This window comes from Campylobacter concisus, from assembly GCF_902460625.1.
Lineage (GTDB): Bacteria > Campylobacterota > Campylobacteria > Campylobacterales > Campylobacteraceae > Campylobacter_A > Campylobacter_A concisus_AD.
Map to the genome: position 1 here is coordinate 29578 of NZ_CABPUT010000004.1, position 24928 is coordinate 54505.

General features: G+C 37.0%; 21 protein-coding genes and 2 pseudogenes. 19 read left to right on the top strand and 4 right to left on the bottom strand.

Annotated features, from left to right (window positions below; all coding sequences use genetic code 11):
- Nucleotides 1-90: 90 nt before the first annotated feature.
- The 12 genes from F3G69_RS03315 to mnmC all read left to right on the top strand — a co-directional run bounded on the left by F3G69_RS03315 (nt 91) and on the right by mnmC (nt 13186).
- Complete coding sequence (locus F3G69_RS03315; protein ID WP_223155868.1) at nt 91-516, top strand: fibronectin type III domain-containing protein; 426 nt, start codon at nt 91-93, stop codon at nt 514-516.
- Nucleotides 516-1703: a tRNA (guanosine(46)-N7)-methyltransferase TrmB gene (gene trmB / locus F3G69_RS03320; protein ID WP_149714409.1), complete on the top strand. Its 1188-nt coding sequence runs from the start codon at nt 516-518 to the stop codon at nt 1701-1703. Before F3G69_RS03315 ends, trmB begins: the two co-directional genes overlap by 1 nt.
- On the top strand, nt 1687-2358 hold the full coding sequence (locus F3G69_RS03325; RefSeq protein WP_021091805.1) for a cell division ATP-binding protein FtsE: 672 nt from the start codon (nt 1687-1689) through the stop codon (nt 2356-2358). The genes trmB and F3G69_RS03325 overlap by 17 nt, the downstream gene beginning before the upstream one ends.
- A complete protein-coding gene (locus tag F3G69_RS03330) occupies nt 2345-3160 on the top strand; it encodes an FtsX-like permease family protein (protein WP_149714410.1) in 816 nt (271 codons plus the stop codon). The genes F3G69_RS03325 and F3G69_RS03330 overlap by 14 nt, the downstream gene beginning before the upstream one ends.
- Nucleotides 3157-4374 (top strand): murein hydrolase activator EnvC family protein, encoded by a 1218-nt coding sequence (locus F3G69_RS03335; RefSeq protein WP_149714411.1) that lies wholly within the window; start codon nt 3157-3159, stop codon nt 4372-4374. Before F3G69_RS03330 ends, F3G69_RS03335 begins: the two co-directional genes overlap by 4 nt.
- 73 nt (nt 4375-4447) lie before the next feature.
- Complete coding sequence (gene pyrH, locus F3G69_RS03340) at nt 4448-5164, top strand: UMP kinase (protein WP_054196984.1); 717 nt, start codon at nt 4448-4450, stop codon at nt 5162-5164.
- 18 nt (nt 5165-5182) lie between these two features.
- The gene (locus F3G69_RS03345) at nt 5183-5398 is read left to right on the top strand and encodes a DNA-directed RNA polymerase subunit omega (RefSeq protein WP_021091717.1); all 216 of its coding nucleotides are present in this window, start codon (nt 5183-5185) and stop codon (nt 5396-5398) included.
- Nucleotides 5385-7574 (top strand): RelA/SpoT family protein, encoded by a 2190-nt coding sequence (locus F3G69_RS03350; protein WP_149714412.1) that lies wholly within the window; start codon nt 5385-5387, stop codon nt 7572-7574. Before F3G69_RS03345 ends, F3G69_RS03350 begins: the two co-directional genes overlap by 14 nt.
- Nucleotides 7575-7584: 10 nt before the next feature.
- Nucleotides 7585-8790 (top strand): tyrosine--tRNA ligase, encoded by a 1206-nt coding sequence (gene tyrS, locus F3G69_RS03355; protein ID WP_149714413.1) that lies wholly within the window; start codon nt 7585-7587, stop codon nt 8788-8790.
- Complete coding sequence (locus F3G69_RS03360) at nt 8791-9882, top strand: nitronate monooxygenase (protein WP_021091713.1); 1092 nt, start codon at nt 8791-8793, stop codon at nt 9880-9882.
- Nucleotides 9879-11321, top strand: a complete 1443-nt coding sequence (locus tag F3G69_RS03365; protein ID WP_149714414.1) for an N-acetylmuramoyl-L-alanine amidase family protein — start codon at nt 9879-9881, stop codon at nt 11319-11321. Before F3G69_RS03360 ends, F3G69_RS03365 begins: the two co-directional genes overlap by 4 nt.
- Complete coding sequence (mnmC, locus tag F3G69_RS03370) at nt 11318-13186, top strand: bifunctional tRNA (5-methylaminomethyl-2-thiouridine)(34)-methyltransferase MnmC2/FAD-dependent 5-carboxymethylaminomethyl-2-thiouridine(34) oxidoreductase MnmC1 (protein WP_149714415.1); 1869 nt, start codon at nt 11318-11320, stop codon at nt 13184-13186. The genes F3G69_RS03365 and mnmC overlap by 4 nt, the downstream gene beginning before the upstream one ends.
- Nucleotides 13187-13244: 58 nt before the next feature.
- Here the strand turns inward: mnmC and putP are convergent, their stop codons facing one another.
- Complete coding sequence (putP, locus tag F3G69_RS03375; protein ID WP_149714416.1) at nt 13245-14732, bottom strand: sodium/proline symporter PutP; 1488 nt, start codon at nt 14730-14732, stop codon at nt 13245-13247.
- A gap of 150 nt (nt 14733-14882) precedes the next feature.
- Between putP and F3G69_RS03380 the strand changes: the two genes are divergently transcribed.
- From F3G69_RS03380 to F3G69_RS03405, 7 genes and pseudogenes are all read left to right on the top strand, one after another.
- Entirely contained in the window at nt 14883-15593 is a 711-nt protein-coding gene (locus F3G69_RS03380; protein ID WP_021091602.1) for an amino acid ABC transporter permease, read from the top strand.
- A complete protein-coding gene (locus tag F3G69_RS03385; RefSeq protein WP_072595138.1) occupies nt 15586-16314 on the top strand; it encodes an amino acid ABC transporter ATP-binding protein in 729 nt (242 codons plus the stop codon). The genes F3G69_RS03380 and F3G69_RS03385 overlap by 8 nt, the downstream gene beginning before the upstream one ends.
- A gap of 11 nt (nt 16315-16325) precedes the next feature.
- Nucleotides 16326-17099 carry a transporter substrate-binding domain-containing protein gene (locus F3G69_RS03390; RefSeq protein WP_149714417.1) on the top strand — a complete coding sequence of 258 codons (774 nt, stop codon included), beginning with the start codon at nt 16326-16328 and terminating at the stop codon, nt 17097-17099.
- 554 nt (nt 17100-17653) lie between these two features.
- Nucleotides 17654-18265 (top strand): annotated as a pseudogene (locus tag F3G69_RS09690) (nitrate- and nitrite sensing domain-containing protein); the annotation flags it as partial.
- A gap of 555 nt (nt 18266-18820) precedes the next feature.
- Nucleotides 18821-19432: pseudogene (locus F3G69_RS09695) on the top strand (methyl-accepting chemotaxis protein); the annotation flags it as partial.
- Nucleotides 19433-19626: 194 nt separating this feature from the next.
- On the top strand, nt 19627-20343 hold the full coding sequence (locus F3G69_RS03400; protein ID WP_149714419.1) for a transporter substrate-binding domain-containing protein: 717 nt from the start codon (nt 19627-19629) through the stop codon (nt 20341-20343).
- 74 nt (nt 20344-20417) lie between these two features.
- Complete coding sequence (locus tag F3G69_RS03405; RefSeq protein ID WP_149714420.1) at nt 20418-23156, top strand: M16 family metallopeptidase; 2739 nt, start codon at nt 20418-20420, stop codon at nt 23154-23156.
- Between the two features lie 188 nt (nt 23157-23344).
- Here F3G69_RS03405 and F3G69_RS03410 read toward each other — a convergent pair whose 3' ends face one another.
- From F3G69_RS03410 to F3G69_RS03420, 3 genes are read right to left on the bottom strand one after another with little or no spacing between them, the layout of a single operon-like run.
- Nucleotides 23345-24232, bottom strand: coding sequence for a Cj0814-related protein (locus F3G69_RS03410; protein WP_149714421.1), 888 nt, complete (start codon nt 24230-24232; stop codon nt 23345-23347).
- A gap of 51 nt (nt 24233-24283) precedes the next feature.
- On the bottom strand, nt 24284-24505 hold the full coding sequence (locus tag F3G69_RS03415; RefSeq protein WP_021091847.1) for a hypothetical protein: 222 nt from the start codon (nt 24503-24505) through the stop codon (nt 24284-24286).
- A 33-nt stretch (nt 24506-24538) separates the two neighbouring features.
- A complete protein-coding gene (locus F3G69_RS03420) occupies nt 24539-24832 on the bottom strand; it encodes a putative quinol monooxygenase (protein ID WP_149714422.1) in 294 nt (97 codons plus the stop codon).
- Nucleotides 24833-24928: the final 96 nt, after the last annotated feature.

Below are 24928 nucleotides of genomic sequence, written 5' to 3' on the forward strand. Positions count from 1 at the left end.
CAGGCAACAAAAAATGCACCAAAAAAGATAATTTTAACTTGGGATTACGCGCCAGCTGAGGATTTTGCTTATTTTAAGGTTTATAGGACAGTGAGTAAAATTTTACCTTACACATATCTGGCAAAAACGACTAGCAACACCTATGAAGATCTCATAAACACAAATGCAGCTACGAGGTATTACAGGGTTACAGCAGTCGATAAAGACGGCCTTGAGAGTTTAAAACAAGAAGAGCCGATTGTGGGCATAACGCTTGGTGCGCCAAAGGCTCCAAATATTAGCGCTAGCTACGATGGTAGCGGCGTAAGTGTAAACTGGAACGCAGTTGATAGAGCCAGTTCGTACACGGTTTATAGAAGTGGTGCAAGTGAGAAAATTTTTAGTGGCATAGATGGTACTGGACTTAGAGATGATAGCGTGCAAAAAGGAGCTAGCTATTCTTACAGCGTCGTAGCTATCGATGAGTACGGCATCGCCTCTGACAAGTCATCAAAAGCAGAAGTTAGCATAAAATAATGCCAAATTTCATCGCTTCGTCTTTAAAAGAGCTCTCATTTCCATTTGGTAATGACAAAGTCAAATTTCTTTGGCAGGCAAATGGGCGAAACGAGAGGCTCATCTACACAAAAAATGAAGAAGAGAGCTTTTTTCTAGTTGTAAAGCCCGGTAAAAATGGCGTTGTTGTAAAGGGAGAGAAGCTTACAAAGCCAGCTAAAGTTGGTCTTTTGCAAGAGGCACTGGAGCTTTTTAAAGAGCAAAATTGCAATGGTGTAATCAGTCAAGCATTTGCTGTAAAAAAGACAAATTTGACTAAAAAAGTGAGTGAAATTTTAAGCCTTGAAGAATTTGTGCCAGCATTTTGCGAGCTAAAAGATAAATTTAAAGAGATTTTTATCGAGATCGGCTTTGGTTCTGGCAGGCACTTGCTTTATCAAGCTAAAAACAATCCAAATGCCCTAGTTATCGGAATAGAAGTCTATAAGCCAAGCATCGAGCAAGTAGCAAAGCTAGCTAGGGCAAATGCCCTAGAAAACGTGCGTCTAATCAATACTGACGCCAGACTTTTACTCTCTCTCGTTGGCTCAAATTTAGTTGATAAAGTCTTTTTACACTTTCCAGTGCCGTGGGATAAAGCAGAGCATAGACGTGTGGTCTCATCGGCATTTGCACTTGAATGTGAAAGGATACTAAAGCTTGGCGGTAAATTTGAGTTAAGGACTGATAGTAAGGAGTATTGCGACTTTAGTTTGAGTAAATTTTTAGAGCCTACAAACTCAAAGATAGAAGCTTTTAAAAATAGAAATTTAGAAGTAACTAGTAAGTACGAAGACCGCTGGAGACGTCAAGATAAGGATATTTATGACGTCATTTATACTTGTGAGGTTGAAAGTGGCGAGAGTGTTTTAGTTGGGGATTTTAGCTTCAAAGAAAAGACAAACGTAAAAAATATCATTAAAAATTTTAAAAATTTCATCATTAAAAGAGAGGATTATTTTTTACATTTTGAAGAAATTTACACCATAAACGAGGGTGAAATTTTGCTAAAAGTTGCTTTTGGAGCATTTAATAAACCTGAGCAATGTTTTATCAAAATAAGCGATGAAAAAAGCGAATATTTTATAAAAAAACCGATCTTAATTCGTGAGAATTTGGCTGCACACGAGCTTTTGAAGGAGTATTTGGCTGATGCAAGAGATAATTAGTGCAAGAAATTTGAGCCTAGCTTATGAACGCGATGAAATCGTAATTAATAGCGTCAATTTAGATATTTATGCAAATGATTTTGTCTTTATCACAGGCAAGAGCGGAAGTGGAAAAAGCACGCTTTTAAAATCATTTTATGGAGAAATTTCACCTCTTGCTGGAGAGCTAAATGTCTGCATGACACAAATGGATGATATCGATGACAAAAGACTTTGTGAGCTTAGGCAGCGAGTTGGCATTATATTTCAAAATTATCGCTTGATAAATGAATGGAATGTGGAAAGAAACGTCATGCTGCCCCTCATCATCAAAGGCATCAATCAAAATGTGAGCAAAAAGCAAGTGGCTAAACTTTTAAAACATGTAAATATGCTTCATAAAGCCGATAAATACCCTCGTGAGCTAAGCGGTGGCGAGCAGCAAAGAGTGGCGATGGCAAGGGCTCTAGCGCACAATCCAAATTTGCTCTTATGCGACGAGCCAACTGGAAATTTAGACGAATACTCAAGCGACGTCATCTGGTCGCTTTTAAAATCAGCTAGGGAATTTTTAGGCACAAGCGTCGTTGTGGTGACTCATCACATTCCCTCAACGCTTCGTATCCCGTACCGTCACTTCGTCATAGAAAATGGAGGCGTGCATGAGATCGCTTAAAAATCATCTTGGATTCATCCTGCCGCTAATCGCACTTTTGTTTTCCGTGCAGTTTAGTCTAACTGCCGATAAGATTGTGAGAGATTATGAAAGACTCATGGGAAATGACTACAACATCGTCATAGTTTCAAGTAAAGAGCTTAGTGATGCTATTTTAAAGCCTGTGGTTAGCAATCTATCTAGCATCGAGCCACTAAGCCCGCAAAAGATCATCGACCGCCTCTCAAATGATATCTCTGCTAAAAATTTGTCCATACTGCAAAATGCGCTACCTAAATTTTACTCACTAAAACTTAGCGAATTTCCGACACCGCAGTACATGGATGAGTTAAAGCAAAAACTTTTAAAATTTGATGGCATCACAAAGGTCGAGACATTTTCAAAGACTCATGACAAAGTCTTTAAAATGCTAAATTTGGCAAAAAGCATATCGTATGCTTTTATGGCGATACTTTGTGTGGTTGGGCTTATGCTTATGCTAAAGCAGGCTAAAATTTGGCTATTTGAGCATAGGGAGCGCATCGAGATTATGACACTTTTTGGAGCACCTTTTTGGCTAAAATCGGCCATGCTTTATAAATCAGCTATGGTTGATAGTCTAGTTGCGACCACTGCAGTCGGTGCATTTTTCTTTTTCTTGCCCAGCATTGAAATTTTTAGAGAAAATGCCGCAAGCATCGATGTAGTTTTGCCTAGCCTTGATCCTTCAAGGGATATTTTTATTTTATTTGGCGTGGCTATGTTTTTAAGCATTTTTGCCGTTAGTTTAGTGATGAGTAAGGCTAGAAAAAGCACGATATGAGAAAAGGAATTTTTACACTTTTGCTAGCTTTTAGCTTAGCTTTTGCATCAAATACCAAAGAGAAGATCAAAGACTCCAAAAACTCGCTAAGATCGAGTCAGGCGATGAGTGAGCAGCTTAGTAAAAAGCTAGATGATTTGGCTGGTGATATCGTAAATGGCGAGAAAAAACTTCGTGGCATAAGTGGTGATATCACAAATTTAAAGGGTCAAATTTCAGTCCTTGAGACAAATGCTTCAAAAGCACTTATTGAGCTTGATGATCTAACTAAGCAAAACAAAGAGCTAGAACGCACACAAAAAGAGCTTGAGCAAAATATGATAAGGATCATCGCAGAAGATCTTTCGTTTGATCTTTTGATGTCTGCAACTGAGGGCAAGCAAAGCGAGGAGAGCATCATCTCGTCTCAAATTTTAACCAAGCTAAATGCCATCACAAAAGAGGATTTTAAAAGACTTAGCCAAAATTATGAAGATACGATTGAGAAGATAAAAAATAAATCAAACAAAATAAGCGAGATAAACTCGAGCATCAAAAACTATAGACGCAAGCAAAGTGACTTGCAAAATTTAGAAAGTGCGCAAAAAAATACTATAAACGGACTAAAACGCGATAAGGAAATTTACAGCAAAAAGCTAGCCAAGCTTCAAGCCCAACAAGATGAGCTAAGAAAGACACTGGAGCAGCTCGCTATCATGCAAAAACAAGAGGACGAAGCCGCACGTGCCGCTAGAGAAAAACAAGAAAAAGTAGCCAGCAAGAGTGGCAAAAAAGACGAAAAAAGCCAGCCAATGGGCGGAGGCTATCAAACAAGCTCGGTCAAAAAATATTCAGGTGCAAAGACAATCGCTCCTCTTGATAGCTACACTGTAAAGCAAAAATTTGGAAATTACGTAGATCCAATATATAACATCAAAATTTTTAACGAGTCAGTCACGCTTCGCTCAACCACGCCAGATGCCAAGGTCAAAAGCGTGCTAAATGGCAAAGTGGTCTTTGCGAAAGCAACTCCAATGCTTGAAAATGTAGTCATTATAGAAAACGAAAATGGCATCCACACGATCTACGCTCACCTAAGTCAAATCGCACCAACGGTCAAAGTCGGCTCAGTTGTGCAAAAAGGCTACGTTATAGGCCGAGTTAGAAACGATCTAACCTTTGAAGTGACGCAAAGAAATTACCACATCGATCCACTTGAGATGATCTCAAAATAGCCGCTTTGCAAGTGCTATTAACTAAATTTAAAGCCTTTTTGGCTAGAATGCGTGAATTTTAAGGAGCAAGACAATGAGTAAAAGAAAACGCGTATTGGTTAAATTTTCAGGCGAAGCTTTAGCGGGAGAAAATGGTTTTGGCATAGATACGGCGGTGCTTAAATTTATAGCAAATGAGATAAAAGAGCTTGTTGAAAATGGTATCGAGGTTGGCATCGTTATCGGTGGTGGCAACATTATACGCGGTGTGAGTGCCGCAAAAGATGGCATTATTAAACGAACGAGCGGCGATCACATGGGCATGCTTGCAACTGTTATCAACTCAATAGCGATGCGTGAGGCGTTAGAGCGAAGCGGGCTAGAGGTAAGAGTGCAAAGTGCTATAAAAATGGAAGCGATCTGTGAGACTTTCATCGTTGGACGTGCACAGCGCCATTTGGAAAAAGGGAGAGTCGTTATATTTGCTGCAGGTACTGGCAATCCTTTCTTTACAACTGATACAGCAGCAACTTTAAGAGCTATTGAGATCGGCTCAGATATGATCATAAAAGCTACAAAGGTTGATGGCGTTTATGACAAAGACCCTAAAAAATTCAAAGATGCAAAACTATTAAAATCACTAAACTATGAAAAGGCAATGAGCGATGATATCAAGGTTATGGACGATACTGCCATAGCTTTAGCAAAAGATAACTCACTGCCGATTTTGGTTTGTAATATGTTTAAGGCTGGAAATTTATTAAAAATAATAAATGAAGAAGAAGCAGCCCTATATTCAGTAGTAAAATAAATTTTAAAAAGGATAAATATGAGAACAGAACAAATAACAGCAAGAGCGTTAAAACAAGTTGGTGATGATAGATATAAACTTTCACTTATCGTAGCAAAGCGTGCAGAAGCACTAGCAAATGGAGCAGTAGTACTTGTAGAAGCCGATACTTCAAAGATGAAATTTGCTGACATTGCGCTACTTGAAGTAGCTGAGGGCAAAATAGGCTTAGAGGCAATAGTTGAAGGAAAATAGTCTTTTTTTAGAGCAGCTAATAGAACAAATTTTACCTTGTAAAAATGTTTCAGAAGCTATAACGCTGCTCTTTTCTCTTTGTGAACGAAGCGAGAAATTAGATAAAGCTATAGATAGCTGTGTCACATCTCATGCTGGTCAATATCGCAAAAGTGGCGAGCCATACGCAATCCATCCTATCTTAGTAGCATCAATAGTAGCAAATATGGGTGGAGATGAGAGTATGGTCATAGCTGCACTACTTCACGATGTAGTTGAAGATACTGAAGTTACACTTAGCGAAGTTCAGGCTGAATTTGGCGATGAAGTGGCAAAGCTGGTTGAGGGGCTTACAAAGATAGTTGCTATAAGAGAAAACAAGCTTGCAAGCTCAAGTAGTAACGAAAAACTAGCAAGTTCGGCGCTAACTTTTAGAAAAATGCTTTTAATCTCCATTGAGGATGTTAGAGTTCTTGTGGTTAAGCTTTGTGACAGACTTCATAATATGCTAACCCTTGATGCATTAAAAGTAGAAAAACAAAAACGAATTGCTGAAGAGACGCTTATGGTCTATGCTCCGATCGCTCATAGGCTTGGAATTTCATCGATTAAAAACATACTTGAGGATCTAAGCTTTAAATATGCGATGCCAGAAGAATACGCCAAGATCGATAGCTTTTTAAATAAAAATAAGCAGCAACTTAGCCTTAAGCTAAATGCTTTTTACGAAAAAGTAAATCAAATTTTGCTTGAAAATGGCTTTATTGAGGGTACTTTTGAGATACAAAAACGCATAAAACATTACTATTCGATTTATTTAAAAATGCAAAGAAAAGGTATTTCGATTGAAGAGGTGCTTGATTTGCTTGCTATTAGAATTCTTGTGCAAAAGCCGCTTGATTGCTATCTTGCGCTTGGAAATTTGCATATAAATTTTAATCCTCTTATTTCGAGATTTAAGGATTATATTGCGCTTCCAAAGCAAAATGGTTATCAAACGATACATACAACTATTTTTGATAATAAGAGTATTTTTGAGGCGCAAGTTCGTACTTACGATATGCACAAAACCGCCGAATACGGTGTCGCGGCTCACTGGAAATACAAAAACGGCGAGGGCAGTTTACTAAATCCAAAACTTGACTGGCTAAACGACATTGGTATGCAAAATAATGAAGCCGAAAGTAACGTCGAAGAGCTTTATGAATATGCAAAAGATAGTCTTTATATAGAAGATATTGCGGTCTATTCGCCAAAAGGCGAGGTTTTTACGCTTCCGCGCGGAGCCACTGCACTTGATTATGCTTATGAGATTCACACAGAGATCGGACTTTACGCAAAAGAAGCTTATATAAATCGCGTCAGGATGCCACTTTTAACAGAGCTAAAAAACGGCGATATTGTAAGGATCGTAACTGGCGAGGAGGCAAAATTTCGCTGTTCGTGGATAAATAGTGTTCGAACTGGTAAAGCAAGGGCTACGATAAGAACATACTGCAAGCAAAAGATAAAAGATATAAATTATAAAATCGCAGTTGATATTTTAAAGTCGGTTTTTGGCGTTTCAAAAGATAGAATTTTAGACTGGATAGAGCATGAAAATTTAGGCAAAAAAGTTTTTCGTGCTGCAACTGAAAGCGAATTTTTGCAAGAGGTTGTAAATATGCTTAAAAAGTATATAAAAAAAGAGCGTCCTTTTATGATCTCTTTGGGCGACAAATATCAGGTTAAAAAGCAGAAATTTGAAAATATCGTAATCTACTCAAATCATAAAATTTCAAATGTCGAGTTTGACTATTGTTGTAATCCAAAAAGAGGCGATAGTATAGTTGGCTTTAAAAATGGGCACAATGTGACAGTGCACCACAAACTTTGTGAGCGTGCTGGGAAGCTTATGGATAAGGGCAATGAGATCATCTTTGTCAAATGGACTAGAAATGCCCCACATAGATATAAAATTTTATTAAATCTAGAGAACCGAAAAGGTGCGTTGGCTGAATTTTTAACATATCTTGCTAGACTAGATGTAAATTTGGCTACAATCTCGCTAAACGAAGCAAATGACCTTAGCGGTGATACATTTGAAATAAGTGTTGAGATAGCCGAAAATATCGATGCAAACGAGCTAAGAGAGAAGATCAAAGATAGATATAAGATTATAGATTTCGTTTCGCAAAGCGATCCATACCATAACTAGGAGAAAGATAATGCAAGATATAGCTGAAATTTTACAAGAGATAAAACGCGGTGTTGCCGAGATTATTGACTTTGAAAGAGTTGAGAATTTAATAAAAAACTATTATGAAAAAGGTGAAAATTTCTATGTAAAGGCTGGCTTTGATCCAACTGCTCCAGACCTTCATTTAGGACACACAGTCGTTTTAAACAAGATGGCACTTCTTCAAAAACATGGTGCAATCGTGCAGTTTTTAATAGGCGACTTCACTGCTCAAATAGGCGATCCAACCGGTAAATCAGTAACTAGAAAAAAGCTAGATCAAGAGACAGTTTTAAAAAATGCCAAAACTTATGAAGAGCAAGTTTTTAAAATTTTAGATCCAAAAAAGACCGTGATAATGTTTAACTCAAAATGGTCAAATGAGCTTGGAGCTGCTGGAATGATAGAGCTAACTAGCACATTTTCAGTCGCTAGAATGCTAGAGCGCGATGATTTTGAAAAAAGGATAAAATCTGGTAGTCCAATTTCAATTTGTGAATTTATGTATCCACTTCTTCAAGGTTATGATAGCGTTGCTATGAAGTGCGATATCGAGATGGGCGGTACGGATCAGAAATTTAACCTTCTAATGGGTAGAACCTTACAGCGAACATATAATGTCGGCAAAGAGCAAGCTGTCATCATGATGCCACTTCTTGAGGGGCTTGATGGTGTAAATAAGATGAGTAAAAGTCTTGGAAACTATATCGGTGTAACCGAAAATGCAAATGATATGTTTGCAAAAACGCTTAGTATAAGCGATGAGCTAATGTGGCGTTGGTACGAGCTTTTAAGTACAAAAAGTCTTGGTGAGATAGAAAATTTAATGAACGATGTAAAAAACGGCAAGTATCATCCAAAAAAAGCAAAAGAGGACCTTGCGTACGAGATAACAGCGAGGTATCACGGCGAGGAGGCTGCAAAGGCTGCGATGGCTGAGTTTAATAGCGTGCACTCTCAAAATCAGCTCCCAACTGATATCAAAGAATTTAGCCTAAAAGCACCAGTTTGGATCGTGGAAGCTTTATCGCAGTGTGAGCTAAGTGAGTCAAATTCTCAAGCAAGACGCGACATAAAGGCAAATGCGGTTAGCATTAATCAAGAAAAGATTAGCGATGAGCAGTTAAAATTAGAGGCAGGTGAATATATCTTGCAAGTTGGAAAGCGTAAATTTGCAAAAGTAAAGGTTGAATAGATGGAGTTAAAGCCATTAAAAATAGGAAAATATGAGATAAAGTATCCGATATTTCAAGGTGGTATGGGGCTTGGTATCAGCTGGGACAAACTAGCTGGCAATGTCAGCCTAGAAGGCGGTCTTGGAATAATCAGCTCAGTTGGCACAGGATATTATGAAAATCGTAAATTTATAAACAAAGAGCTAAATGCAAAGCCATTTGGAAGTGAAAATTTCTACTCTACAAGAGGTCTTAGAGCAATTATTGAGAATGCACGAAAAATTTGTGGCGACCTGCCACTTGGTGTGAATATAATGTATGCTGCAAATGACTACGCAAGAGTGGTAAAAGACGCTTGTGAAGCCGGTATAAATATCATCGTGTCAGGTGCTGGGCTACCTACGAATTTGCCAGAATTTACACAAAATTTTAAAGAAGTCGCGCTAGTTCCTATTATCTCAAGTGCAAAAGCACTAAAAATCATCTGCAAACGTTGGCTACAAAGATATGATCGCTTGCCAGACGCGGTTGTGCTTGAAGGACCACTAAGCGGTGGGCATCAGGGTTTTACTTACGAGCAGTGCCTTGATCCTGAGTTTTCGCTATTTAATCTAATCCCACAAGTAAAGGCCGAGATAAAAGAGTGGGGCGACTTTCCGCTCATCGCAGCCGGTGGAATTTGGGATAAAAATGATATCGAAAAAGCAATATCGCTAGGCGCAGACGGCGTTCAAATGGGTACACGCTTCATCGGAACTCATGAGTGTGACGCAGATATTGGCTTTAAAGAAGTGATACTAGCAGCCGAGGAAAAGGACATAGAGCTTATAAAAAGTCCAGTTGGCTATCCGGCTCGTGGGATTAGAACAAATTTGATAAATTTGGTAGAAAAAAGGATGGGACCAAAGATCCAGTGTATAAGCAACTGCGTGAGCCCTTGTCAAAGGGGCAAAGGGGCTAAAGAGGTTGGATATTGCATTGCTGATAGGCTGTTTGACTCATTTAGTGGCAAAAAAGAGACTGGGTTATTTTTCACTGGAGCAAATGGATATAAACTAAAAGAGCTAATAAGCGTAAAAGAGTTAATGCACAAGCTGGTACATGGTGAATGAAACGAGCGATAATCCTCTTTTTTATTGTTTGTAATTTTCTTTTTGCTGCGACAAATTCTGAGATATTTGCAAAATTTGATAAAAATTTTGCCAGCTCAAGCAGAAGCGCAAAGATTAAATTTCACAACGATATAAAAGATATTTATGTCGACGCGATCATCAAAAACGATAAAAATATAAAAAAACAAGCACTCACAAGACTCATAACCAGCTCGAAATCGCTTGGTTTTAATTCAAGTGGGTATATAAAAGATCTAAATGCACTAAATGGCGTAAAGAGCGCTAGTACGCCTAGCGCTACTACTTTGACGCTACTTAGTGCAACCAAGGTAAATGACACTTTAGTGCTTAAATTTAATACAAAAATCGATACTGCAAAACTAAAAACATCCTTTTTAAAGCAGCAAAATACATATAAAAACATTATGGACATTGATGGTAGATTAAATGGCAATTCGCTAACTTATAAAAATTTTATATCTGATTATATTCATATCTCGCAGTATGATAAAAACACTGTTAGAGTTATTTTTTCTGATAAAGTCCAAAAGACTATAAAAGCAAATGCAACAGGTGATCTGCTTGTAATCAGTGCTCAAAATTTTATCTCAAACGAAAATGTAAAAACGCCACTTCATAAAACTAAAAACAAAAATGAAGAAGTGCCACACAAAGAGCCTGAGCCAAATTTAAAGCCGCAGCCTGCACAAAGTGAGCCAGTGGCTGCACCTTTGCCACCAGTTGCGACTGGTAAATTTTCACGCAACAAAACGATCGTCATCGATCCGGGTCATGGTGGCACTGATCCAGGTGCAGTAAATGGCAAACTGCAAGAAAAAACAGCCGTTTTAGGCGTAGCCAAAAAGCTTGGCGACATACTAAAAGCGCGTGGCTACAAGGTCTATTTTACTAGATCAACCGATGTCTTTATAAATTTAAGAACAAGAACAAAATTTGCAAATGACAAGATGGCTGATCTATTTGTTTCCATTCACGCAAATGCCGCTCCAAATGCCACAAAGGCAAAGAGCATGCACGGTATTGAGACATTTTTCTTATCGCCTGCAAGAAGTGAACGTAGTAAAAATGCGGCTGCGCTTGAGAACAAATCAGATATCGAAGAGATGAACTACTTTTCGCAGCAGACATTTCTAAACGTGCTAAACCGTGAGAAGATCATCGCCTCAAACAAGCTTGGCATTGATATCCAAAAAGAAATTTTAGCAAGTGCTAGAAAGGTCTATGCTGCAAGTGATGGCAGTGTGAGAGAGGCGCCGTTTTGGGTACTTGTTGGTGCTCTTATGCCAGCAGTTCTTGTTGAGATCGGCTATATAACGCATCCAGTTGAGGGCGAAAAGCTCTTTAATGATGCATATCAAAGCGCCCTTGCAAACGGCATAGCAAACGGCATAGATGGATATTTCGCAAAAAATAGATGAAAAATGCAAATTTAAGCTTTAAAGGGCAAATTCCATTTAACGAAGAGTTTGGCGACATCTACTTTAATACCGAAAAACCTTGGCTTGAGAGCGAATTTGTCTTTGCAAGCGCACTTGATGAAATTTGGCAGAGCAAAGATAGCTTTATAGTCGCCGAGACTGGCTTTGGTGCTGGGCTAAATTTTTTTACACTTTGTAAGAAATTTAAAAATAGCTCTAAAAAACTTCACTTTGTTAGTATCGAAAAAAATCCTATTAAAAAAGATGATCTTTTAGAAATTTATGAAAATTTAGGTATTTTTAAAGCTTATGCCAAAAAGCTGGTTTCGCTCTACCCACCGCTTATTGAGGGCATACACCGTATAAATTTTGCTCCAAACATCACCCTTGATCTTTGTTATGGTGAGGCTAAAGAAATTTTATCTGAGCTTGATTTTAGCGCTGACATCTGGTTTCTAGACGGCTTTGCTCCAAGTAAAAATGGCTCAATCTGGAGCGAAGAAATTTTTAGAGAGATCGCAAGACTAAGCAGGGTTGGTACTATTGCTAGAACCTACTCATGCGCAAAAATGGTAAAAGACGGACTAAAGGGTGCTGGCTTTCTACTAAGCCTAAAAGAGGGCTATACTAAAAAACGCCAGATGAGCAGCGCCGTACTAGAAAAAACGGATGAAAATTTAAAGGATGCTTGGTTTGCGAGATGCGAACCACTAACTAAGCCAAAAGGCAAAACAGCACTTATCATAGGAACTGGCGTGGCTGGACTTGCAACAGCTGGCGAACTAGCCAAAAATGGCTTTAAAGTGGTGATCGCTGAGGCAAAAGGCGAAGTGGCTACAAATGGCTCAGGCAATCACTGTGGCGCTTTGATGCCGCTAGTTACCAAGCCTGGTGTAAATTTAGGTCGCATGCACTTAAACGCATTTTTGCAAGCAGTGAGATTTTACAAGGCAACTTTGCCAAAAAGCCTTATTAAATTTAACGGCTGCATCGACTACGCATTTGATGAAGAACTCATTAAAAGATATGGTTCGTGGCAGGATCAAGCTGCTAGCGATATTTTTAAATTTGATGAGAGTCTAAAGCCATATCCTGGCATATTTATAAAAGATGGTGCATACGCTAGACCAAGAGAAATTTGTAAATTTTTATCAGGCGGTTTTGAAATTTTATTAAATCACGAGTATGAGAGCAGGGTGCATCTACAAAATGGTAAAATCAGCGTTAAATTTAAAAACGGTAAAAATTTAGAGACTGATATTTTGGTCTTTTGCACTGGCAGTAAGAGTAGTGAAATTTTTAATGGCTACGACATGCAAATAAGCAGTGTCCGTGGTCAAGTCACCCACCTAAAACCAATACTTAAAAATACTATGCCACTAAGTGCAAAAGGCTACATCTGCCCAGTCATTAAAGGTATGCAAGTTATAGGGGCAACTTACGCCAGAAATGAAATTTGTGACATACCAAAAGAAGAAGATAATACTAAAAATTTAAACGACGTAAGTGAGTTTTTTGATATCAAAAAAGCAACCATTATCGGTGCAAAAGTAGGCTACCGAAGTTATAGTGGAGACAGGTTTCCAATAATTGGTGCCTTGTACGACGAAGAATTTTACAAGCAAAACTACAAAGGGCTATTTTGGAGTAAAAATAAAGATAACAATCCAAAAGCAAGCTATGAAAAAAATATCTTTGTAAATTTTGCTCACGGCTCGCGAGGTCTTGGCACAGCGATACTTGGAGCAAATTTGGTAGCCGATCTTGTGCTTGATCGTCCGCTTTGTATAGAAAGGTCGCTATTTCACGAGCTTCATCCAGCTAGATTTTTGATAAGAAAACTAAAAAAGGGATTAAAACTTTAAGAGGCAATTAGCAGAAATTCCTAGCACAAGATACTAGGAATTTCTTGTAAGTTTAGGCTTAAAGCCTTGTTTTCATCTTTTCAAATTCATCTTTTATGACTTGCTCGTGAGGTTCGCTCGTCATTTTATTTATCGCATCGCCCCAGATACTTACGCTAATGATCGCTATACAAGACGCTATGATGCCAGGTAAAATTTCATAAACGTAAGTGTTTAGCCCTGAAGTGATCCAAAATATTACTGTCGCACCTCCAGCTATCATGCCAGCGAGTGCTCCAAGTGCACTCATGCGCTTCCAGTAGAGGCTAAAAAGTAGCACTGGTCCAAAGCTCGCACCAAATCCAGCCCAAGCGTTGCCAACGACGTTTAGGACATTGTCTGTCGAGATAAAGGCAAGTATAGTAGCAACTATGGCCACTACTACAACAGCATAGCGACTGATCGCTGTTTGTGTATTTTGACTAATCTCTTTTTTATAGAATGCAAAGATAAAGTCCTTTGTTACTGAGCTAGACGTAACTAAAAGCTGACTTGAGATAGTACTCATGATCGCTGAAAGCACAGCTGAGATGATAATACCTATAAAAAATGGTGGGAAAAGTAACTCGCCAAGCTTTAAAAATACAGTCTCAGGATCGCTAAGTCCGCCTCTTTGACTAAAGTAGACAAAGCCGATAAGTCCACTCATAATCGCACCAAGCAACCCAATGCTCATCCAACCAATGCCGATCCTTCTTGCTTTAGCAAGCTCTTTTGAGTCGCGTATCGCCATAAATCTAACGATGATATGTGGCTGTCCAAAGTAGCCAAATCCCCAAGCCATAAGTCCTAAAATTCCCCAAAAAGTTTGATCTCTAAATGGATTTAGGTGATTTGCATCAAGCTTGCTTATCTCTTTTAGTAAATTTGTATCGCTTGGCAAGTCTAAATTTAGATATGCCACGACTGGGATCGAGACTAGGACACAAAACATCAAAAGCCCCTGAAATGCGTCAGTTATACTAACTGCTTTAAATCCACCAAAAAATGTGTAAAAGACCACGATAACAAGCGTAAAGACCGCTCCATAGGCAAATTTTAAACCAAAAAAGCTCTCAAATGTCTTTCCTCCAGCGATGATGCCGCTACTTACATAAAGTGTGAAAAATATCAAAATGATAAGACCAGAGATGATTCTTAAAATTTTAGTCCTATCTTTAAAGCGATTTTCTAAAAAGTCTGGTATTGTGATGCTATCACTCGCAACCTCAGTATAAATTCTAAGCCTCTTTGCTAAAAATAGATAGTTGCAGTAAGCTCCAATGATAAGACCGATTATCATCCACACATTTGCTATGCCAGTTGCGTATAAGGCTCCGGGCACGCCAAGTAGCATCCAACCACTCATATCAGAAGCACCAGCACTAAGTGCAGTAACTACTGGACCCATTCGACGATTATCTAGCAGATATTCGTTCATGCTTGCGTTTTTATCGTAGAAATATCGTCCGATAAAGAGCAAAAAGCCAAAATAGATGGCGATGGCTAAATAAGACCCAAAGCTCATAAATTTCCTTTCAAATTAAGATAAATGGCTTATGTTAATATAAATTTTTTTAAATTACAACATTCAGTGCCGATCCTTAAACGCTTTTAAGCAAAATGATATAAATTTTTTCGTATTATTTAAAGCCATATTTTAAAGAAAAGGACGAAGTTGAAGGCTCAAAATTTAGCTAAATTTCTATTTTTTATAATAATCGTCTCACTTGGAGCATATTTTTTCTATCCAAGAGATCTTAGTGAGGCTCAAGAGATCGCTTATATCAAAAGTTACGGAGTGACTTTAGGACTTACGATAGGTGGTATTGCCATAGGCATAACGCTTGGATTTACCTTGGCGTTTATTAAATTTTTAAATATTAAAGTCTTAAACTTTATAATTGATGAGTATATCGATATCTTACGTGGAACACCTGTAATACTTCAACTTCTTATTTTTTCAGTTGTCATTTTTGCAACATGGAGTGACAATTTTTATGTAGCTCTCATCGCACTTGGACTAAATAGCTCTGCTTACGTGGCCGAGATCGTGCGAAGTGGCATAAATAGCGTTGATAAAGGACAAATGGAAGCAGCTCGTGCGATGGGCCTAAATTACTATGTTTCGATGCGCGAGATAGTTTTTCCACAAGCTACAAAAAACATCTTGCCAGCTCTTGCAAATGAGTTTATCTCACTTTTTAAAGAGACATCAGTCGTGGGCTATATAAGCGTCGTTGATATCACGATGCAAAGTAAGAGCTTGCAAGCGGTCTTTTATAGTCCAGAGCCAGTCATTTTTACAGGTATTGTCTATTATGTGAGTGTTAAATTTTTTACACTTTTGACAAAACTACTCGAGAGGAGATTAAACCGCCATGATTGAGATTAAAAATTTAAACAAAAGTTATGGCGATTTGCGAGTTTTAAATGATATTAGCGTAGATATAAAAAAAGGTGAAGTTATAGCGATAATTGGTCCAAGTGGTGGCGGTAAAAGCACATTTTTACGCTGCATAAACCGCCTTGAAGAGCCAGATAGCGGGCACATAAAGATAAATGGCGAAGATATTTTAGATAAAAAATCAGACATAAATAAAATTCGCCAAAAAGTGAGCATGGTTTTTCAGCACTTTAATCTTTTTGCAAATAAAAACGTCTTACAAAATTTAACTCTAGCTCCGATAAAAGCGGGAATTTTAGATAAAGCAAGTGCAGAAAAAAGAGCTGATGAGTTGCTAAAAAGTGTTGGGCTAAGTGATAAGAAATTTGCCTATCCGCACAAGCTTTCAGGCGGACAGAAGCAACGTATCGCGATCGCTAGAAGCCTAGCGATGGAGCCAGAAGTGATACTTTTTGATGAGCCGACAAGTGCGCTTGATCCTGAGATGATCGGAGAGGTGCTTGATATCATGAAAGATGTTGCTGCAAGGGGTATAACGATGCTTGTTGTGACCCATGAAATGGGCTTTGCAAGAAATGTGGCAAATAGAATTTTCTTTATGGATAAAGGCAAAATCGCAGTTGATGACACACCAAAAAATGTCTTTACAAATCCGCAACATGAGCGTTTAAAAGAGTTTTTAGGCAAAATTTTAAATCATTAAAGGAGTAGAAAATGAGTAAAATTTTAAAATTTTTGATGGCAAGTTTGGTTTTATTTTTACTAGGTTGTGGTGATGACGCTAATAAAAAAAATACAGCAAATAATGCCGAAGAAGCTAGTAAAAATGTAGTTTATAAAGTTGGCTCAAGTGCTGATTATCCACCTTTTGAATATCTTGATGAAAACAATAAAATTGTTGGCTTTGAGATAGATTTATTAGATGAGATCACCAAAAAAACTGGAATAAAATTTGATGTTGCAAATATGAGCTTTGATGGACTGATATCAGCATTAAAAACCGGTAAAATTGATATTGCCATAAGCGGAATGAGTGCAACTGATGAGAGAAGGAAATCGGTTGATTTCACCAAGCCATATTATTTTTCAGAAAATTTATTTATCCGCAAAAAAGGCTCAGATGTAAATAAAGACAACCTTAAAGATAAGAAAATTTCAGCTCAAGTTGGAACATTGCAAGAAGAAGCAGCCAAAAGCATAACCACTAAGTCGATACCTGCTGAAAATGTAGCAGCTGCTATCATGTCACTAAACGCTGGCAAAATCGACGTTGTGCTAACTGATAGTCCGATAGGGGTTGAATATTTAAAACAAAATCCAGATTTGGAAGAATTTTTAAGAGTTCCTGATGGCACGGAAGGATTTGCAATGGCGTTTGATAAAGGCAAACACACTGAGCTTATCAAGAAGATAGATGCAGCAATCGATGAGCTACAAAAATCTGGCGAATTTGACAAAATGCTAGATAAATATGGATTAAAGAAATAAATCTAAATACAAAATTTGCAGAGAAGCAGGAATTCTCTGCAAAAACTCACTTTTTTCTAATTTTTAAAATTTAACATCTTTTAAAAGTAAAATTAATAAAATGACTTAATTATTTTCAAGGAGAAAAAATGAAGCTTCTCAGGATGAGAACGGCATTTATTTTAAATGTGCTATTTTCTATTTGCATGTATCACAATTTTGTTAAAAAATTCCTACTATTTAATAAAGCTAAATATAAATTAAAATTTTACATAAATGCGTTAATTGATATTTTTTATAAAAATAACCCAAAGTATTTTTTGGTTGATAAATTTTAAGTATTAAAGTCGTATGGCTTTATTTTTTGAAGCAGATATTAAGAAAAACTAAAAGGAGAGAAAATGAATAATCTAGGTATTAAATCTAAGATTATGGCGATAGTCATCGTCAGTCTTATTGGCCTTGGTATCATGAGCGCATACATGCTAAATGGTATCTTAAAAACTCGCTCAAAAGCAGAATTTAGCGAGAAAATCGTGGATACAATAATCAATCAAAATAATTTTATCCATGAGATGCAAAAAGAACGCGGATTTAGCTCAGGTGTGCTAGCAGGAGGGGATAATAAAAATTTATTAGAGCAGCGTAAAAAAGTAGACGCTATGATTGATAAACTTGAAGAGAAAAATGAAATAGTTTCAGAGATAAATAGTATCCGCTCAAATGTAGATCAAAAAAGTGGCAATGATCTAATTAGCCGTATAACAAAAATTTTAAGAAAAGAGGTTATTGCTATAAATGGATATAGTGATAAGCTCGAGCCTAGCTTGGTAGATGACCTAAAGCGTATCATTATTGTCGGTGAGATAAAAGAGTCTTTTGGTATTTTGCGTGCTACTTTAAATGGGGTTTTTACTAAAAAGAGCATAAGCAAAGAGGACTACAATAAAGTAGTTGCACTAAATAGCGTTATAAATAAATTTATGCAGGATTTTGACGATTACAACCCAAAAGAATTTAGCGATGAATTTGACGCTATCGCTAGAAAAAAGGCTGATTTTATAGATGCGATGAATATTATTAAAAATGTAGTTGCCACTGAAGATGTATCTTATGATGCAGCAAGTTGGTTTTCAAAGATAAGCATTACAATAGATGCGATGAGAGAGCTTGAGCTTAAACTACTTGATAATATGCAAAAAGATGCAATACGCATTAAGGGCGATGCAAATACCGAACTTATTATAAGTTCTATTGTGATTGCGATTTGTATTTTGCTTATGTTGCTAGTATCTACATTAATAGGTAAAAACCTGATCTCTGGTATAGATCAGACTAAAAATGGCTTAGTTAGATTTTTTGACTTCTTAAATTATAAATCTAATAAAGCTGAATTTTTAGATCGTAGTGGTAGTGACGAGATCGGACAGATGAGTGCACTGATAAATGAGAATATCAAACAAATCGAGGCAAATTTATCTGAGCAAAATAATTTCATTAAAGAAGCAAATACTTTTGTAAATCAAATCGGTAAAGGTAACTACGTAGCTCAGCTTAATGCAGATACTTCAAATCCTGCACTTAGCCAGCTAAAACAAACTTTCAAAGACTTACAAATCGCACTAAAACATGCTATTGCGGAAAATGGCGATGACGTGTTAAATCTACTAGAAAGCTTTAAAAAACAAGACTTTACTAAAAGGCTTGAAGATGATGGCAAAATGGCGGTTGGTATAAATGCTCTTGGTGAAGAGATAGCCAAGATGTTAAGGGCAAATTTAGATCAAGCCCACGTACTAGAAGAAAAGGCTGAGTCTTTAAGCCAGTCAATGAAAGAACTAACTCAAGGCGCAAATGTACAAGCAAGCTCACTTCAAGAGTCTGCTGCCGCAGTAGAGCAAATGTCAAGCTCAATGAATGCAATATCTCAAAAAACATCTGATGTTATTAGACAAAGCGATGAGATTAAAAACATCATAACTATTATTAGAGATATAGCTGATCAAACAAATTTACTAGCTCTTAATGCCGCAATCGAGGCAGCACGCGCAGGAGAGCATGGTAGAGGCTTTGCTGTTGTTGCAGATGAGGTTAGAAAACTAGCAGAGAGAACTCAAAAATCTCTAACAGAGATCGAAGCAAATACAAATGTACTAGCTCAATCAATCAATGAAATGAGTGAGTCTATAAAAGAGCAAAGTGAAGGAATTAATATGATAAATCAATCAGTTGCTCAAATAGACACACTTACAAAAGAAAATGTAGTAATTGTCAATAAAGCAAATGAAGTAACATCTGATGTTGATGACATGGCTAAGGCGATAGTAAACGAAGTTAGGAAAAATAAATTTTAATCTTTGACTTACTCTTAGAGCTCCTACTATTCTATCCCTTAAAATAATTAAGGGATAGAACCTATCTATAAAAATTTATATGCTACTTTGCTATACGATTATTTATAGCATTTTTCTTTTATTGTAAATTTAAACAATTTTTAATAGAGAAATACTGATAATTAAGCCACTAAATCACCTTAAAGGACACTATTATGAAAAAGATCTTTGCTCTTTTACTCACAGCTTTTGTTGCTCTTTGTGCAAACGAGCTAAAATTTGGCACAGCGGCGAACTACCCGCCATTTGAATATATCGATGAAAATAACAAAATAACAGGCTTTGATATCGAGTTAATTGATAAAATTTCAAAGCGTGCAGGCTTTTCATATAAGATTATAAATATGAGTTTTGATGGCCTTATCCCAGCGCTTAAAGCTGGCAAAATAAATGGCATTATAAGTGCGATGAGTGCGACTTCAGATAGATTAAAATCGATTGATTTTACAAAGCCATACTATTTAACTGAAAATCTTTATCTAAAGAAAAAAGGCAATGACGCACTAAAGGCTAAAGAAGAGCTAGCTGGCAAAAGAGTTGGCGTGCAACAAGGCACCGTCCAAGAGCTAGCAGCAAATGCTATAAATGGCGTAAAAGTAGTGCCTTCAGAAGATACTGTGCCACTCATCATGGGATTAAAAGTTGGCAAATTTGACGCAGTCATTCTTGATAGCTCTATCGGATATGGCTTTATCAAGAAAAATCCAGAACTTGAAGCGTTTTTCAAAGAAGTTGATGGTAGCGAAGGCTTTTCAATAGCATTTGATAAAGGAAAAGAGAGCGCGTTAATAGAGAAAATAAATCAAATTTTAGATGATATGAAAAAAGACGGAAGCTACGAAGCTTTACTTAAAAAATACGATCTAAAATAATCTTCTAGCCTGCAAATTTGCAGGCTTATGCTAAATTCTACTTTGTCTATCAATTAAAATTAAAAAGGAAAATAATGAGAAAAATTTTGTTGCTTTTTTGTCTAGTAATGGGTCTTTTTGCGCTTCAAAACGATAAAGATATGTTAAATGGAGAGCTAAAAAACGGGCTAAAATACTATATCAAAGAGAATAAATTTCCACAAAAAACAGCTATTTTTTATCTTGTTATAAATTCTGGTTCAACTGATGAAAAAGATGGCGAGCAAGGTCTTGCTCACTTTTTGGAGCATATGGCGTTTAATGGCAGTCGCGACTTTAGCAAAAATGAGCTCATTAAGCAGCTCGAGAGCCTTGGTGTGAAATTTGGAGCCGATCTAAACGCGCAGACGAGCTACGATCAGACGAGCTATGTCTTAACGATTAATGTAAATGAGAAAAATTTACAAGATACATTTAAGGTCTTTTCGAATTGGATAGATGGCGTTAAAATCGATCCTAAGGAGCTTGATAAAGAGCGTGGCGTCATAATGGAAGAAGAGCGCCAGAGAAATACGCCAGGATATAGGCTTTATTTGGCTCAAACAAAAGATATTTTTGAGGACAGTATCTATCTAAAAAGAGTGCCAATAGGCGATATAAACGTCATCAAAAGCGTAGATGCTAAGCATATGCAAGAATTTTACGAGAGGCTTTATCAGCCAAGATTTATGAGCTTTGTCGCTGTTGGCGACTTTGATAAAAATGAGATAAAAAGCTTAATCGAAAAAAACTTTAGCCAAGCAAAAAATACAAATTCTTACATTCATCCAGAAAAAAATATCAGCTTTAAAAGTGGTTTAAATATTTTTAACTACGACTCAAATGAAACTGGAATGGAGATAGTTAGGCTTAGCTATTTTGATAAATTTAGTCCAGTTTTAAATGAAGCTGATGCAAAGAGGAATCTAGAAGATGCACTTATCGCAAGCCTGATAAATATGCTTTATGAGCAAAAAAATGCAAATAATTCATCAAATTTAAGCACTGATTTTATAGCTCAAACACTTCAAGCAAAGCAGAAAATTTATAGTTTTGAAACAAACGTACTTGGAGGCGATTTTAACGCAAGCCTTAAAGATATGCTTGGCGTTATAAAAGGCATTAAAGAGTTTGGCTTTAATAAAGATGATTTTGAAGATGTGAAAAAGGCGTTTGCGGCAAATGCGGATGCAAAATTTAAACGCTCAAAGACTAAAAAATCAAGCGTTTACGCTGGACAAATTTTAAACATGATAGAAAATGGTGGCTTTGTGTTAAGCGACGAAGACGACAAAGAGCTTAGTTTAAAGCTATTAAACGAGATCACGTTAGAAGACGTTAATGCTAGATTTAGACAAATTTTGGCCATTTCTGATGAGCGTGTAAGAATTTTTAGCAAAGATGGTTATAAGCTTAGCAAAGATGAGTTTTTAAAGCTTTTTGCCAAAGCGCCTGTTTATAACACAAACCTATCTGCTAATAACAACGATAAGAGTCTAGGCAATGAAAATTTAGAGCCAAAAGAGATAAGCTCAAGAAGCTTTGATGAAAAAAATGGAATTTATACCTACAAAATATCAAATGGCTCGCAAGTTATCTTTAAGCCACTAGCTACTAAAAAAGATAGTATTTTGTTTACGGCCATCAGCAAAGGAGGCACATCAAATTTGGCTGATCCAAAGCTTGGTAGCTTTGCAGTTGCGCTCACAAATGAAAGCGGCGTTGGTAAATTTAACAACTATGAACTCTCAAAGGCACTAAATGGAAAGATAGTAAGCTATGAAAAGGGTATAGAAGCACTCACTCAAGGCATTTATGGCTCATCAAGCACCAGCGATCTTAGCTCGCTGCTAGCTGTTATAAATTTAGAATTTAACGCTCCAAGAGCCGATGCAAACGTGCTTGAGAGGATAAAACAAAGAGCAAAGGATGAGCTAAGCAAAGAGCAAAATTTGCCTGAATATAAATTTAGTACCGAATTTAGCAAGTTTTTTTATGAAAACAATAAACGTGTCGCGCCGCTTGAGATGGCTCAGATCGACGCGCTAAAGCTAAATGAGCTAAAAGAGATCATCAAAGATAAATTTACAAATGCAGCCTCATATACTTTTGTAATCATCGGCGACACCGACGAAGAGAGGCTTTTGCCACTTGTTAAAAAGTATATCGCCACTTTACCAAAGCTTGGCGAGGCTGAAGAGTTTAAAGACGATGGCGTGCGAAGTATCAAGGGGCAGCACACCTTTAAAAGAGAGTATCAGACCTCAAAAAGAAGCGATGTTGGCATAAATATCATAAATTCTGATGCGAAATATAGCTTTGAAGGAGCGATTAGGCTAAGGGCATTAAGTGAAATTTTAAAAACATCGCTTCGAGAAAAGATCAGAGAAGATAAGGGCCAAACATACGGTTTTAGCTTAAATGCCAAGCTCTCGCGCTATCCTTTTGAGCATTCAGATATGCTAATTAGCTTTACTTGCGATCCTGCAAACACGGACAAGATCATCGCTGAGATAAAGGAGATAATAGCTGGCATCAAGAGTAGTGGTGCGATTTTGCCAAAGCATTTGGAGGATTTTAAAGCGCAGAGTGAAATTTCTATAAAAAAGGATTACGAAAAACCTGAGTTTTGGCAAAAGCTCATCATCTCAAATAAAATTTTTAACACTCCACTTTATACGGCTGATGAGTACATAAGTGCGGTAAAAGCCATCACAAATGAGGACATCAAAGAGGCAGCTAAGCTATATCTTGATGATAAAAATATGGTGATAAGCATAAATAATCCGAAGTAGAAATTTAGTGAGTCAAGCTGGCTTCAAGAAATTTAAATATAAATAGAATTTTAAAGAGCAAAGCTAACTCTTTAAAAATTTAAGACTAAGCAGAAATTTGAGAAGTCAAGTTAGCTCTTTAAATTTAAACCTAAGTAGAAATTTAAAGAGCTAAGCCAGCCTCTAAAAATTTAAACCTAAAGCCAAAGCTATGCGAGAATATCCTTTGGCTTTAGCTTATTTAGCTTTTGCACCAGATCATCAAAGCTCGCTCCATTTTCGACCTCGCGCCTGATAAATTCCTCAAAAAACTCACGTTTTATATCTTTATCCGTGTAAGTTACGCTCTTTTTGGTAACTTGCATAGGCTTAAATTTCTCTTCTTCCATCTCTTCACCGCCATTTTCTCTAACTGGCGTAAGAGCGATATTTTGAAGCACATCAGCGATGCTCTCGCCCTTTTCATAACTTGTTTTTAGAAATTTTAAAAACTCATCTTTGCTGTTTTTATCAGCGTAGCTCACACGGTGCAACATAGGCTGACCCAAGAATTCTATACGTTTTTTATCCGAGCTTTGCTCGTAATGTAAAGCTCCGTCTTTAAAAGAAATTTTTACATTTGCATGCTCGCCAAGTATCCTTTCGGCGGTAAATTCCAGCCATTTATCTTTAAACTCATCGATACTTAGATCAGAGTCTAGCAAATTTGTAGCCTCACGGCTTAGATAAAGAGCACCAAAAGCATTATTGATTATTTTATTGTTTATGCTCATTTTGTGATTTTTGATGAACTCATCTACGCTAAAGCCGTTTTTCTCGCTAGTTAGAATGTAGCTTGCTCGCCAAAGCTTCGTGCTATCAATGAAATTTTTAAGGCTAGAGATTTCATCTTTGCTCGTCCCGCTATCAAGGCCATTTATCTTGCCCCAGATAGAAATTTTATCATTTGATGAGTAGCCAGAGAGCGGTAGATGCTTGATATCTGCAGTTTTGGTGGGAATTTCTACTTTGTCTAATTTTGCGTTTGTGGCTTGGCGCTTACTAAAAGCGTCTTGGTAGTTAAAGCTTTGATTAAATCCATTTAGTGCGTTTATCATGTCAAAATCCTTTAACACAATATCGGCAAGCAGATTTAAATTTTAAGTGGATTATTTTTTATTGCGGTATTTTTCAAAAATGGCGATCATTTGGTATGAGTTTTGGGCGATTTTAAATTTATTTGGATTTTTGCCAAGTAGCTCTTCTCTTAAAGAGTCAATAAATTCTCTATCTTTTTTGCAAGCCTCAAAGCTCACTCGTCCCCTAAGTACGGCCATAAATATAATATCAGCAGTCGCATTTATCATCTCAAGCATTTTTTCTTCGCTCATTTTTTGTGGATTTTGCCCTTTTTAAAGCAAATATTATTCCTTTACGCTTACAAAATTTACTATTTTTACCTCTTGGCTCTCTTTGCAAGCCTCCAGCGCAGCTGCGTTTTTCACCATATGAACGCTTTTCATATGCTCTTTTTGGCTTGCAAGATCTTCCCAAATTTCCATAAAGCAGTATTCATTTTTACCGCCCACAACCATGCCGCACTCGTAGCTTATGCAGCCTTTATCTTTCCTTGAAGCTGCCACGATCTCTTTTAAAATTTCTTCAAATTTCGCATCACACCCAGCTTTTAACTTTACATTTACATAAAATCCAATCATCTGCCCATCCTTTAAAAATTTTTGGCTAAAATAGCGCAATTTAGACGCAAGTTTGCGTATTACATTACAAGGCCTTTAAACGATGAAATGATACAA